This window comes from Chthoniobacter sp., from assembly GCF_040003245.1.
GTDB lineage: Bacteria > Verrucomicrobiota > Verrucomicrobiia > Chthoniobacterales > Chthoniobacteraceae > Chthoniobacter.
In genome coordinates this window covers 1-13384 of record NZ_JBDUCX010000190.1, presented here as the reverse complement: position 1 = coordinate 13384, position 13384 = coordinate 1, and the positions used below count along the sequence as shown (strand labels likewise).

At 63.2% G+C, this 13384-nt stretch carries 12 protein-coding genes; all 12 read right to left on the bottom strand.

From position 1 onward, the window contains the following. The coding region (locus tag ABJF10_RS22320; protein ID WP_348546825.1) for a glycosyltransferase at positions 1-788 on the bottom strand (788 nt) is incomplete at its 3' end. Beyond that, on the bottom strand, positions 785-1936 hold the full coding sequence (locus ABJF10_RS22315; protein WP_348546824.1) for a glycosyltransferase family 4 protein: 1152 nt from the start codon (positions 1934-1936) through the stop codon (positions 785-787). The genes ABJF10_RS22315 and ABJF10_RS22320, both read right to left, overlap by 4 nt. Beyond that, positions 1933-2991 (bottom strand): glycosyltransferase family 4 protein, encoded by a 1059-nt coding sequence (locus ABJF10_RS22310; protein WP_348546823.1) that lies wholly within the window; start codon positions 2989-2991, stop codon positions 1933-1935. Before ABJF10_RS22310 ends, ABJF10_RS22315 begins: the two co-directional genes overlap by 4 nt. Continuing rightward, positions 2988-4517, bottom strand: coding sequence for an O-antigen polymerase (locus ABJF10_RS22305; RefSeq protein ID WP_348546822.1), 1530 nt, complete (start codon positions 4515-4517; stop codon positions 2988-2990). The genes ABJF10_RS22310 and ABJF10_RS22305 overlap by 4 nt, the downstream gene beginning before the upstream one ends. After that, positions 4514-5641 (bottom strand): glycosyltransferase family 4 protein, encoded by a 1128-nt coding sequence (locus ABJF10_RS22300; RefSeq protein WP_348546821.1) that lies wholly within the window; start codon positions 5639-5641, stop codon positions 4514-4516. The genes ABJF10_RS22305 and ABJF10_RS22300 overlap by 4 nt, the downstream gene beginning before the upstream one ends. Before the next feature lie 43 nt (positions 5642-5684). Further along, positions 5685-6458: an FkbM family methyltransferase gene (locus ABJF10_RS22295; protein WP_348546820.1), complete on the bottom strand. Its 774-nt coding sequence runs from the start codon at positions 6456-6458 to the stop codon at positions 5685-5687. Positions 6459-6467: 9 nt separating this feature from the next. Beyond that, a complete protein-coding gene (locus ABJF10_RS22290; RefSeq protein WP_348546819.1) occupies positions 6468-7427 on the bottom strand; it encodes a glycosyltransferase in 960 nt (319 codons plus the stop codon). Then, entirely contained in the window at positions 7424-8344 is a 921-nt protein-coding gene (locus ABJF10_RS22285) for a hypothetical protein (protein WP_348546818.1), read from the bottom strand. The genes ABJF10_RS22290 and ABJF10_RS22285 overlap by 4 nt, the downstream gene beginning before the upstream one ends. After that, a complete protein-coding gene (locus ABJF10_RS22280; protein WP_348546817.1) occupies positions 8341-8889 on the bottom strand; it encodes an acyltransferase in 549 nt (182 codons plus the stop codon). Before ABJF10_RS22280 ends, ABJF10_RS22285 begins: the two co-directional genes overlap by 4 nt. Beyond that, positions 8880-9770 carry a glycosyltransferase family 2 protein gene (locus ABJF10_RS22275; RefSeq protein ID WP_348546816.1) on the bottom strand — a complete coding sequence of 297 codons (891 nt, stop codon included), beginning with the start codon at positions 9768-9770 and terminating at the stop codon, positions 8880-8882. Before ABJF10_RS22275 ends, ABJF10_RS22280 begins: the two co-directional genes overlap by 10 nt. Positions 9771-9775: 5 nt before the next feature. Beyond that, the gene (locus ABJF10_RS22270) at positions 9776-10699 is read right to left on the bottom strand and encodes a glycosyltransferase (RefSeq protein ID WP_348546815.1); all 924 of its coding nucleotides are present in this window, start codon (positions 10697-10699) and stop codon (positions 9776-9778) included. A gap of 136 nt (positions 10700-10835) precedes the next feature. Beyond that, positions 10836-13384 (bottom strand): c-type cytochrome (locus tag ABJF10_RS22265; protein ID WP_348546814.1); only part of this gene is annotated, 2549 nt, incomplete at its 5' end.

The window sequence follows — 13384 nt, the reverse complement described above, 5'->3', positions numbered from 1 at the left end:
GGAGTGCCGACCTGGCAGGCTTCCAGCACGGCGAGGCCGAAATTTTCCGAATGCGTGGGCAGGCAAAAAAGATCCGCGCCCTGGAAGTAGGGCCAGCGGGCGTCGCTCCAGACGGCGCCGGCCCACTCGATCGGCGGAAGCGTCGCGGCGTGTTCACGGGCGAAATGCTGGAGGGAGCGGACGTAGGACGGCTCGCCATCCCCGACGATGACGAGGCGCACGTCCTTGGGCAACGAGGTGGTGGCGAGCGCTTCCAGCAGGAGATCGAGGCCTTTCTTGACGTGAATGCGGGAAAGAAAAAGCAGCACATGCTCTTCCGGCTTCCAGCTGAGACGCTGGCGCGCGGCTTCATAGTCGGGCTGGGCCTGGCCGGTGAGCCCGAGGGGCAGGGTTTCGATGCGTTGCCGGAGGACGAATTTTTCCAGCCGGCGGGCTTCCGGGTCGGCGGTGGCCAGCAGCGCTCGGGCCCGGGTGAGGTGCGCTTTTTCCACGAGATGGAAATAGGGCCATTTTTTCCACCATTTGTGACGCCAGGCCCATGGTTCCAGCATGCCATGCGGCGAGACGACGTAAGGAATGCCACGCGCGACACATTGTTTGGCGAGGCGGTCGTGCGCCGGTTGCCAGAGACCGTGGAAGTGCACGAGCGTTTCGGAGTCGGGTTCGGAGGGAAGTGCGTCGGCGACGGGGATGCCGGAATGGGTCAGCGCGCGGCGCAGGCTTTGGATGGCCGAGTCGAGGCCGCCGATGCGTTGTTCGGCGGGGGGGACGCAAAAGACGAGCTTCACGGCTTGCCGAGCGCTTCGTGATAGAGCGCTTCGTAGGCTTCGGCCATTTTGGCGTAGGAGTATTTTTCCTCCACGAGATTCCGGGAGGCAGCGCCGATGGCATGCAGACGTCCGTGGTCCTGCAGCATGTCCATCCAGGCTCCATCGTCGGCGACGGACAGCGAATTGGTGGCGTCGAGGAAAGGCATCTCGGCCAGCAGATGGCTGGCGATGGCGCAGGGCAGCGCGGCGGACATGGCCTCGAGGATCGCGAGCGGCAGGCCCTCGTACTCGGCGACGTGCAGGAAAACATCCGCGGCCATGAGGAGCGAGGGAACGTCGTTGCGCCAGGGGAGACGCCGGATCGTTTTCCCCAGTTGGTGCGCTTCGACCCATTCGTCCCACGCGGCGCTGAGCGTGCCATCGCCGACCCAGAGAAACTTGGCTTTCGGGTAATGGCGCAGCACTTCTTCGGCACGAGCGAGGAACTCCAGCGGGCGCTTTTGGGCAACCATGCGACCCACGGCGATGACGAGCAGTTCGTCATTGGCGATGCCGAGGTCCGCGCGTTTTGCCTCGCGGACGATGGGCCGCCGCGCGATGTCGTAGAGCGGAACGCCGTTGGGAATCATGCGGATGCGCGGCGACTCCCCGATGAAAGCCGTGAGATCCTGGCGCCGGTTTTCCAGCACGGTGACGAGCGAGTTGTGATAATTTTGCAGGGCGCGCCGGGCGATGAAATCACGCGCCGGGGCCATTTTCGCCTTCAGGTAACCGGCGCTTTGCGTGAGGTGGATCGTGCAGATATTCGGCAAATGCGAACGGCGCGCAGCGTGTAGGAGGTCGAGGCCGTCCTCGAGGTTCTGCTTGTTCACGTGCAGGATTTCGGGGTTCGCCTTTTTCCATTCGCGAGCGAGCTGGCCCACGGAGCGCAGGTTCAGGTAGCTGGAGATCGAACGACCGCGGAGATCGTAGGTATTGCGATAGGGGGAGCGCAGCACCTCGCCGATGCCGGAGAAGCTGTTCGCCAATTCATCCATGCGGGGATGATCCGAAGCCCAGAGCAGCACGGTGTGCCCGCGTTGCGCGAGGGCGCGGCCGAGATAGAGCAAGTAAAGCTCGCCGCCGCCGCGCGATCCGGAACTGCTGCTGGCTAGAAGAATTCTCATGTTTGGATGACGGCCTGGAAGGCTTCGACCCATTTTGCGGCTCCAGCGGCGGGCGTCCAGTTCCGTGCGCGGCGCCGTGAGGCCTGACCCAGACGATCACAGAGTGCCGGCTGAACGACGAAGCGCTGCATTTTTTCGGCGAGCGTGGCGGCATGACCCATGGGAAAGCGGAAACCATTGATCTCTTCCTCCACGAGATCGCGACCGGCGCCGACCATGTCGGAGCAGATGATCGGGAGACCGGCGCCGAGCGCCTGGTTCACGACGACGCCCCATCCGTCGTAGCGGCTGGGCAGCACGAACACATCCGCCTGGCCGAAAAAGCGGGGCAATTCCTCCGGGGCTTGGAATCCTGCGTAAGTGATGCGTTCGCGCAGATGGGCGGGCAGGGGGGCGAGGAGCGCGGGCAATTCGGCTTCGCGTCCCACGAGCAGCAGTCGCGCGGCGGTGCCGAGGCGTTGAAAGGCCTCGAGCAGGAGATCGACACCTTTGCGCGCGATCATCTGCCCGCAAAATAGAAAGACGATATGCCCATCGTTGCGGGTGCGCCGCGGCACGGCGAAAAATGGATCAAGATCGCAAAAGTAGGGGATGCGGAAATGATGCGGCTCGGGAAAGCGGGCCTGGTAATCCTCATCCGCGAATGTGCCAATGGCGGCGATGCCCGCCGCGCGATGCAGCGGCGCGGCCAGACGCTCGTGCATCTTGCCGCCGCGTCCCAGCCGTTCGCCCCAAAAGAACCAGCGCTTGCTACGCAAGGCGGTGCGCATGAGCCACTGGGCGGTGAACGACATGAGCGTATTCATTACCACGACATCGAATTCCTGGAGCGCGGGCAGCGGCCAGTTGACGTGGCAGCGCGCGGAGCCAATCGAAAACCAAAAACCGCGCAGGATTTTTTCGTAAGGCTCGAGCGCTTTCTGCGGCCAGGGCGAATCCGGCGCGGAGGCTTCCAGGTAGTACACGCTCAGGTCCACTTCCGGTCTTTGCGCGAGGGCCCGGAAAAGATCACGCTGATAGGGTGATGGCACCACGGAAACGAACGCCGCCTTCATCTCCGGGATTGAGGCGGGAGCCGCCGCTCGTGGGCGGAGCGCACGGCGGCGCGCGAAAGGAGTTGCCGGGCTTGGGCAGCGAAGATGCGAACGGCGTAGGTGCCGATGATGAGCGCGGCCACGGTCGGCAGCAGCGCGGTAGTGAAGACGAAGAGGCTGCGCATCGAGATGACGGTGGCGAAAAAGCCGGAGGCGTAGATAAGGATTCCCAACTCCGAATTCTTTGAAGAGGCGAGGAAGTTCCACCACCCCGTGAGCATGCCGAAGCAGAGGGCGATGATGGCGACCACGGGATAGCCGCCGGACATGTAGGATTCGCCCACGAAGCTCGCGCCCAAGGTGAGACCCTGGGCGTTAAAGACTTCTTCCATGGTGACGCTGAGGCCTTCCGGTTTCCCCGGCCAGATGGCACGCGGGATGGGGCGAATCAACGCGAGGTACGGAGTCTCCCAGCCCAGGAAAGCATGCTTGGCCGGGAAGGCCTCGATGATGCCCGCGATGGTGAAGAGATTGTAATCCACGAACATGGTGCGTTCGTCATTCCGGGGGGGATCATATTCGCCGTTCATATAAGCACGCAGGCCGACGTTGCGGAATTGCAGCATGAAATAGGCAGCGAAAATCGTCACCACGGCGCTCCCGGCGCAGAGCAGCACCAGTTCCTTCTGCCGGGCAAAGGGCAGCGCGAAACTGTAGCCGATGAGAAAGGTGACGAGATAAGAGGCGAAAATATTGCGGGTGCCGCTGGTGAACCCATAAAAAAACGTAAAAAGAACCGCCAGGCAGACCAGCAAAAGGTTAAACCCGCCATAGCGGTGCCGGCGGGCGAAGATGATCCCGCCCAAGGGCGGAATGAGGTAAACGAAGAGACCGAGTTCGCCGACCAAGGCCTTCCAGTCACCGAGGCGGCCGCGGGCCCACGGCTGGCTGAAGCGCTGCTCCAGGAAGAATCCCACCATGTCGACCACATTGAAATTCACCGCGAGCAACATGTGCAGGTAGCCGATGAAGAAACAGAACCAGAAGATGACCACGTTCCACTTCGGCGGAATCTCGTAGGTGAGGGTCTGGGCGAAGGGTTGCTTTTTCGGATGCACCAGGTGCCGGCCAATGAGCAGTCCGGCGAAGCCCAGATTCACGCAGAGAATGGCATCGTGCGCGGTGGCCAGGGTGACCATGGCGTCGAAGTTCGGCTGGGGAAACAGGAACTCGAAAAAGGTTAGAAAGTAGAAGGACAGGATGGCCATGACATCCGCGCGCACCAAATTGCGAATCCCGGCCCGGCGGACATCAAAAACCATGCTGGCGCAAAGGCTGAGCAACGCGCCGATGGAGGCGGCGCGGGCGAGCGATGAAGGTAGATCGCCTTTGGCCAGGACCGCGGTGAGGGCCAGCCCGACGAGGGCCGCGTAGGTGCCGTTGATATCCGGCTGGGGGCGCTGGACGTCATCGGGCGCTGACTGGACGACGGTGACGCGGCGCGGCGGTGGGCCGGTATTGTGATGCCGGGGGCGAGGAAACTTCATGACAAGGCAGCTTGGGTGAGTTCCATGAGGCGGGTCGTGGGTCCGTTCCAGTCAAAGCTTTCCCGCACGCGTTGCGGATGCTCTGCCCACCACTGCAATTCGGCGGCCAGCGCAGCCGCATCGTTCACGGGAAAGATCGAGCCGTTTTCGTGATGCCGCACGAGATCCTTGCCGCCGACACGATCGCTGACAATCGTGGGCAGGCCGCAGTTAAGAGCTTGCGGCACGACGAGGCCGAAACCTTCCTCCAGCGAAGGGAGCACGAGCACGGAACCGGTGCGAAAGGCCGTGGCCAGCGCCGGCTGCGCGACCGGGCCGTGGAAATTCAAAGGCGTGGCGCCGCGATAGGCGTCGAGGTCGCGGCGCGCCTCCCCGAGCACGGCGCCGTAAAAATCCATCTGCCAATCCGCGCGTTGGGCCAGGATTAACGCATCGAGCAGGGTGCGCAGGCCTTTGCGCACGCCGACCTGGCCGGCAAAGAGGATGCGAAATGTTGGGCTCGGTGGTTGGTCGTCCGCGTAGAAGATGCGGGAGTCGGCGCCGTACGGAACCTGCCAGATGCGCTGGGCGTCGATACCGAGAGAAATGAGTTGGTCGCGCGCCAGCGAGGACGCGACGCAGTGCCAGTCGGCCAGCGCATATTCTTCGTCTTCGCGGGCAAAATAGGCGTCGTCGTACGGGCACACTTCGGTGAGCTGCATTCCGATGCGGGCGTATTCTGGTTCCATGATGCGCACCCATTCGCGCACGGGCCCCGTGGCGTGGTTGAGGACCGTCTTGATCCCCAGTCGGCGCGCGGCGCGAAAGGTATGGAGGCATTGTCCGGGCATGGCGTGAATGCTCTCGCATGTTGCAAGATGCGCGCCTACCCAACGGTCGAAACCATGATCCTGCCACAAAAAGAGCTTGCGCGAGGAGGGCCGCAAGCTTTCCGGCAGGAACTTAAGGGCGGCATAGACGACCTGGGTCTGAAAGCTATGCTCGCGAAAATGCGGGGGTGGGAACTCCGGCAGTTTCCAGCGCGGATAGCCGGAATAGTAGGCATCCAGCGCGCCGCGGGCGGCCAGCTCGAGCGCCATCGGATAGAGATGGCAGGGGTTGGTCGAGGAGATGGAGATTTTCACCGGAGTGCCTCGGCCGCTCGCCGCTCGGAGGCCGTGGCGAGTCTCATGGCTGCGGGCGGACCAGCGTCCACAGATCGATCCCATCTTTGCTCCGCTTTTCGTAACCCTTTTGGGTCAGCAGGTTTTCGACGTCCGCGGTGGATTGGCCGAGGGCCTCGAGTTGTTGCGGGTGCAATTCCACGAAAATATTCTCGATCGCCGTGCCGAGGAGGGGACCGGCGCTTTTCAGCACCTCGAGCTCGTAGCCTTCGACATCGATCTTCGCCAGGCGGACCTTGGTAATTCCGTGCATCTGCGCGATGCGCTGGAGAGGAAGCACGCCGGCGCGCTGACGTTGCATACTGTTGGTCCGCGCCCGCGGGACGAGGCTGCTCGCGCCGGTATTCATGGAGGGATAGACGATGATATCGATGAAGCCCTCGGTGGGCCCCACGGCGTAGGGAACGAGCGTGCAATTGTGCAAGCGGTTGTAGAGAAAATTGCGGAGGACTACCGGCCACAGCCGGGCCTGCGGCTCCATGGAAAAGACCCTGCCCCCCGTGCCGACGATGTCCGCGGCGCGCACGGAGTACCATCCTTCATTCGCGCCGATATCGAGAAAGACATCACCAGGGCCCAGGACGGCCAGCAGGGCATTGGTGACGTGCGGTTCGTAGGTGCGATCGGTGAGCAGTGTATTGCCGAAATTACTGGCCGGATCGAGATACCAGGTGTGGCCATCGATGGTGTGCTCCTCGTAGCCGATGCCGCTGATTTTTTTGAGGAACTCGGCGAGTTCCATCGGCCGGATGCGGGTCAGTAGTTGGGCAAAGCGCATGATCGTGGACTAGGGCTCTGAGATAAATGGTCGGGTTTCGGAGGTTGCAACCTCAAAAGGGTGGATGGCAAAAGTCGCATTCCATTCCGCCTCGGAGGCGATCGGGCGGCGCACCAGTTGCATCCAGGCCTGATATCTCGCCCAAGGGAGGGGCTGCCGCTGCCGCAGGCACTGCGGGAGACCGCGCGCCGCCGCGACCCACCACTGCGGTTCGCGCACCACCCAGCTTCGATTCCACTTCCAGGCGAAACCGAACTGCCGCACGAGCCGGAAAAGGGCCACGGCGAAGAGCTGGGGCATTGGGCAGCGCATGAAGACGCTCCAGAGTTCATTGCGCGCGTGGATTTGATGCATGCGCAGGCCATTGCGCATGACGCCGGAGTAGTGATGACGAATCGTGAGGCTGGTCTCGTGGCGCACCTGCCAGCCGGCGGCGGTGCAACGCAAAGCGAAATCCGGTTCGTCGTAGGCGATGCGAAACTCTGCGGGATAACCGCCAAGATCGAGGAACGCGGATCGCCGGACGGCGCTGGCGCAATTGACGTATGTGCCGGCGAAATACGAGGGACCGAAATCCGCTTTTTGCAAACTCTCCGGAAACTCGTCGGTGCGCTGTGGAAAACTGAAGACCGCGGCCCGCGGATACGCAGCGAACAGGCGGGGCAGGTGCGCGAGGAAATCCATATCGACCGGATGGCTATCGTCGTCGAGAATCAGGACGATGTCGCTGGTGGCCATGCGAAACATGGTGTCACGCGAACCGGTCGAGCCCCGGGCCTGGTCATTCACGACCAGGCGGTGCTGCGGGTAATGGGTGCGCACCCACTCGACAGTGCCATCGACACAACCATCCGCGGTGATCAGTACCTCGGTGGGCTGGGGGTCGAGCTTGTCCAGGACGGAAAGCGTGTTTTCGAGATCGTCGCGACGGTTGTGCGTGGCGATGCAGATGGCGACGGTGAGGCTCATGCGCCGTTTTTCGCGAAGGCCTGCGCGGCGATGTAGGGATAGGCGTGGGCATACATGCGATGCCGTACGTTGCCCACGTAATGGCGGACGGTGAGATCCTGACAATCGAGGTCGCTCTCCCAGAAGTGCATGCCTTGCCCCGAGACGAGATAGTCCGCTTCGGGCAGCGGCGTTGCGTGGTTGGCGGCGAAGAGCACGCTGAGAATGGTTTGCTCCGCGAAATGGCTGTTCACGGCGGGTGTCCAGCCGGTGAGCAGCTTTTCGACGAGGCCAGAATCGAGACTGCCTTGGGAAATCCAGAGGAGACCGCCATTGATATCGGGTATGCCGGTGAGCGAAAGCTGGGCCGCGCGCTCGTTGATCCAGCGGTCGACGTTGGTGCGATCGTGCCGTGCGGCGGGGTCGACATTGTAGGCGTTGGGCGTGCCCCGCTCGATGGCCTCGATCATGGCATGCGGTGTCCGGAACGCGAGGACGTCGCAGTCGCTGTAGAGACAGGAGGTCGTCTGCTGAAGCTCCAGGAGCATGGCCAGCTTGGGCGCAAACAGGTGGTTTTCGAGGAAGGTCTGAAAATTGGGTGGCCGCGTCTGGTGCGTGGCGAGGAACTCGGACAGCGAGGACAACTCCGCGCTAGGAAACAGCCGCTCGAAGTCGCGGCGTTGCTTCGGCTTGATGAAGCCATCGACAAAGAGGTGCAACCGGAGGTGCCCGCGCAAAAAGCGCAGCCAGCTCCAGGCCGACCACAGACCATCGGTGAATTTATCGGCTTCGCACAGTACGACGAGCTTCTGGGGATGGGGTTGTGAAGCGATCGGAGGAAAATCCAGGACGCGCCGGCGGAGGAGCCGCGGGCGATTGCGTTCCCAGGAATTGACGTAGCGACTGGCGCGATGCCGGAGAGTTTGCCAGGCGCTCATGATTCCGCGTCCGTCAAGGTCTTGAGGATTCGCGCCGGGTTGCCCGCGGCCACGACGCCGGCCGGGAGGGATTTCGTGACCACGCTGCCCGCGCCGACGGTGGTGTCGTCGCCGATGGAAACCCCCTTGAGAATGGTGACGTGCGCCCCGATCCAGCAGCGCGCCCCGAGGCGCGTGGGTGCAGAGACGAGGGGACCTTCGCCGGGAGGTTTGCCCGCGCGGATGGAATGGTCGTGATCGGTGATGTAGCAGAACGGGCCGATCATCGTCTGGTTGCCGATTTCGACGAGCGCATCCGCATCGATCATCGTGTGCCGGTTGATGTAGACCTGCGACCCGATGACGATACGCGCCGTATCGCTCGTCGCGAGAAGGACCACGCCGCGGTCCAGCGCCGCGCCATTCTCGAGCGTGATGCACTGGGCCCGCTGCGGCACCTCGATGGCGCGCAGCGAGACGTGGCCGTGGATCTGCATCCCCGAGACCCGGTAGAAGGCGATGCGCGCGCGGGAAGCCAGGCCTTGGAGCAGACGGATCAAGTCCATATGCCGAGAAGTTCCTCCGTCCACCGGGGCGCACGCTGACGGAGGATGTTGACGCTGGCGAAGAGGCGATGGAGCAAGAGCTTGAAAGTGAGGACCGGCTCGCGCAAGCCGACGATCTCCTGCGCCACGACGCGTTGATGGCGGACCCGCATGCGAGCGAGCTCCCGGGCGTTGCGCTTGAAAGTGCTCGGCGCGTCGCGGTGCTCGAAGGTTGCCGTACTATGGAAATAGAGCTGGTGCGTGCGGCCGATGCGCGCGGAGAGATGCACGTCCTCGAGAAAGCTGTAGCCCTCGAACTCGGGGAACTTCTCCCGCGCGTAGAGCGGCGTGCGATAGAAGACGCAGGTCGAGTTCAACCAATCGGCGGGAATGAGATCACCGGTAGACTCGGTGTAGGTGGGCAGGCAATTGATCGCCGCGCCGAAGAGTTTGCCGCCATAGGTGGGATGTGGGTAGCCAGCCTGGAGACGGTAGTAGCAGCGCAGTAGGCCGTGGGGCACGGAGTGTTGCATGCCGTCGATGCGCGCGGCGATGCCGCCGATCCGGCCTTCGGTATCGGCTTCGAAAGAGGTGCAGATTTTTTCGAAACTATCGGGCGGGACGAAAACGTCGTCGTCGACGAAAGCCACGAGGGGAGTGGTGACGAGCGCCGCGCCTTGATTGCGCTGCACGGCGGAGCTGGGCTTTATCGCCCGTTCGTAGCGGACGGGCAGCGGCGCTTCTTTGACAACGGCGAGCGTCTTTTCGTCGGCCGAGGAATCCACCACGATGACGGCCGCGGGCGGGCGGGTCTGGGCCGCTATACTGGCGAGCGCGGTACGCAACTCTTCCGCTCGTTCGTAGGTCGCGATGACCAGACTGTAGGCGAGTGGAGCGGACATTTGGGTTAACGGCGGGCGGCGGCCAGTTTCTCGGCGCCCGTAAACCCAAGCAGGCGGTGGGCCAGCCGATAGCTCCGTGGCGCGGCCGGGCCGGCAAGATGGATGAGGCCGCGCTCTTTTCGATCCTGAAAATAGGCTGCGGCCACGGGCAGATTTTCGAGGGCAAGGGAGCGCGACATTTCAAAGAAGGCCTGCCCGGCGATCCGCGCGTGGGCGCTGGTCCAAAGGTGGCGCTCTTCCATCCAGGCTTTGAGTGCGTCCATCAGTTCCGTACGCACGCGGATGACTTGACGGGGATCGCGGCGGCAGACCGTTTGCGTGGACCAGATGCGATAGACGGCGTGCGGGGTCGGGGCGAAACGGAAGCGCAATCCGGCCTGCAAGGCCCGCAGGTAAAGCTCGTGCTCCTGGCAGCAGGGCTGGCCTTCTTTCCAGCCACCGACGGAGTCGAGGGCGCTCTTGCGCCACAACGCGCCGCCGGTCTGGGGAATCTGCCAGGCCAGCCATTGACCGTAGAGATCGAGCTGCGTGTCGATTGTGCTCGGTTCGCGCGTTTCCTTGATGAGGTCCTCCATCCACGTGGGGCTGTAGATGACGTCCACATCGGCGCCATCGTTGGCCTCGGCGAACTGCTGCGTGATCTTCTCCGGCTCGAGATAATCGTCGGCGTCGAGGAATTGAATCCATTCGCCGCGGGCGGCCTGCAGGGCGCGATTGCGGGCGTGGTTGCCGCCATGGTTTTCGGTAACGATGAGTTGGATGCGGTCGTGAAATTTATTTGCAATTAATACCGACTCGTCTTTCGAGCCGTCGTCTACGACGATTACTTCCTTATTCGGAAAGCTCTGGGCCAGAGCGCTTTCAATGGCCTGCGCGAGCCACTTGGCGCTATTGAAACTCGGGATGCCAATGCTGACCAGCGGTTTCATGAGCGCGCGATCTTTCGTGGAAGAGAAAGTGGTGGTTCGATGAAGCCGGCGATGCCGCACATGATGGTGGAAGTTACTTAGCGGCCTTCATGCCATAGGCCTAGGGCGAAAGTCGATGACGGCCTCCCACGCTGGGTCAAGGCGCTGGCGGCGGGCTGAGCAGGAAGCCCAGCAAATCGTCGAAATCGGCGGGCGCGATGGTGGTTTCAAAGATGGGCGGCATTAAGGACAGTTTGGACGGTGTCTGTGACTTGATCTTCGCCCGCGGGACACTGACTGGTTTGCCCGTGACGTCGGTGAGGACCAGCAACTCCCCTTCGACGTGGGCATTCAGGCCGGCAAGCGTCTGGCGGTCAGTGGTCTCGACCACGGTCTGGCGGAACAACGGATCGACGTTCCGGTTCGGGTCGAGAATGTCCTCGATCACGCGGTGAACGCCCCGCGTGGCGAGACCGTCGAGCGCCGGGCCGATGTTCGCGCCTTGATTGTGCAGCTTGTGACACACCGCGCAGTTCTGCTGGAAAATCTGTGCGCCATGGGCGGCATCGGGTTTGGCCTTTTGAAAAGCGTCGGCGCGCTGGGCGATGATCTTGTCGAGCCGTTCGTCCTCGGGTGGGAGATCTTTGGTGAGTGCGGCCACGCGGTCGCGCAGGGGTTGCGGGCGTTTCTCCAGGGCCGCGGAAACAAGGGGATTGCGCAGCAGGGTCGGTGTGGCTTTGCCATTTTCCATCGTGCTGAGGAGCGCTTCCGTCCCGGGGTCCGTCGCGGCCAGGCCGGCGGCGATGAAGTTCCCGACATCGGTCGGCGCTGTGGGAAGCGCCGCCAGCAGGGCGGTGCGGGCCTCGCCGGTATTGGATTGCCCCAGCAACTCCGCCGCCCGTTTGCGGAACTTCATGCCCGCCGGGCTGGCCAGCGCCTGGCCGAGGATCGGGCGCGCGGCGTCGAGATTGGCGAGCGCTTCGAGGGCGGCGATCCGACGCGGTTCGGGAAGCGTCTCGTTGGTGGCGATCTTCGCCAGCGGCGCGAGCTTGGCGTCGAATTTGGCCTCGCGTACACTTTCCACGGCCGTCTTGAGCACGGAGTCGTCGCTGCTTTGGAGCGCTTCGATCATCACGCGCTGGGACCAGGCGGTGACTTCGTCGGGGAGCATGATCCCGCGCTGGCGGGCCGCTTGGGCCAGGCCATCGGCGGCGACCAATCGCTGCGCCAGTGGGGCCTCGCCGATCTGCGTGACCAGCTTCGAGACCTTGCCGAACTCTTCTGCCGGCAGGTAGAGCGCGACGTGCTTCAAGTATTCACCGGTGCGCGGTGAGGCGAGCCGGGTCCGCTGGAGGTGGCCGAGGAGAAACGCGGCCGCTTCCGGTGTCGGCACGCCCACGGATACGTCGGCGACATGCTCCGCGACGACCGCGCTTTCTTCCACGCCGGCATGAGAAGCCGCGATGTACGAATCCGGTAACAGGAGGCAATCGCGCAGAGCCATGCGCAGGGCGTAGATGAGTTCGGTATCGTCCGGCGAAGCGTCACCCCACGCGTTGAGGAGCGTGCTCAACACCTTGGGCACTTCGTTCAGCGCTTGCTGCCGCAATTCCGCTTCGTTGGGACGGGCCGCGTCGGTGAGGGAGGTGTTCCGCAATGCTTCCGCCGTCTGGGAAATGGCGCGCGCTGCGTTGCGCTGCAAGATCGGCTGATCCCTTTTGCCGAGGGCGATGCGCTGCTCGGTGAGCGTGAGCCCCGGCACATCCGTGCTGCTGAGTTCTCCGAACCACTGGAGGGCATTGGCGACAAAAGCTTCCGGCATCCGGAGGAGCGTCTCGGCATTTTCGGTCGCGGAGAGGTGCGGATTGAGAAACCAGGCGGCACTGAATCCCGGCTTGAGCCGCTCCAGGACGGATTGGGAGGCGATGAGCCGCGACGATGTTTTCGAGTCGAGAGTGATCTGCCCGGACTCCGAGGAAAAAAGGGCGAGGGGAATGCTCTTCAAAAACCGATTGGCCGTTTCTCCCTGGGCCCGGGATCCCATCCGGTCGACCAGTTCGTTAGTGGCCAGTCTGCGGACTTCGAGATTGGTATCACCGAGCTTATCGACGAGTTCGACGGTATTGATCCGGGCGACATCCGGAGGTACTGCGGCGGGCAAGTCCTTCTTCTCCCCGCGATACACGATCCGCCAGATGCGCCCGTGCGAGTGATCGCGGCGCGGGTCGCCGAGCGGGAATTCGTAGTGGCCGATGATCGGGTTGTAGAAATCGGCGATCCACAGGGCTCCATCCGGGCCGAGCTTCACTTGCACCGGACGGAACCACGGGTCGTCGCAAGTCAGGAAATCGGGCTGGCGGATGGCCTGCGGGGTGGAGCCGTGCCACTCGAGTTTGTCGCGATTGATGCGGCGCGTGACCGGGTTGCCATTGAAAAGGTTGCCACGGTATTCCTCCGGAAATTGGTCGTCGGCGTAGTAGGCGATGCCGGCGATGGCCGTCGAGCCGTGGCCATCGTTGGTGATGCGGGGAGCGAAGCCGAGGCCGTCGTGCTGCTTGCCGATTCCTTCGTAGTAGCCACCGCGCTGGAGCAGGTAGACGGGCTTGGAGTGCGAATCGGCGCTGTAGAAATTGCCGAGTGGATCGACGGTCAGGCCGAAGGGATTGGTCTGGCCGTGGGTGTAGATTTCGAAGGCGGAGCCGTCGG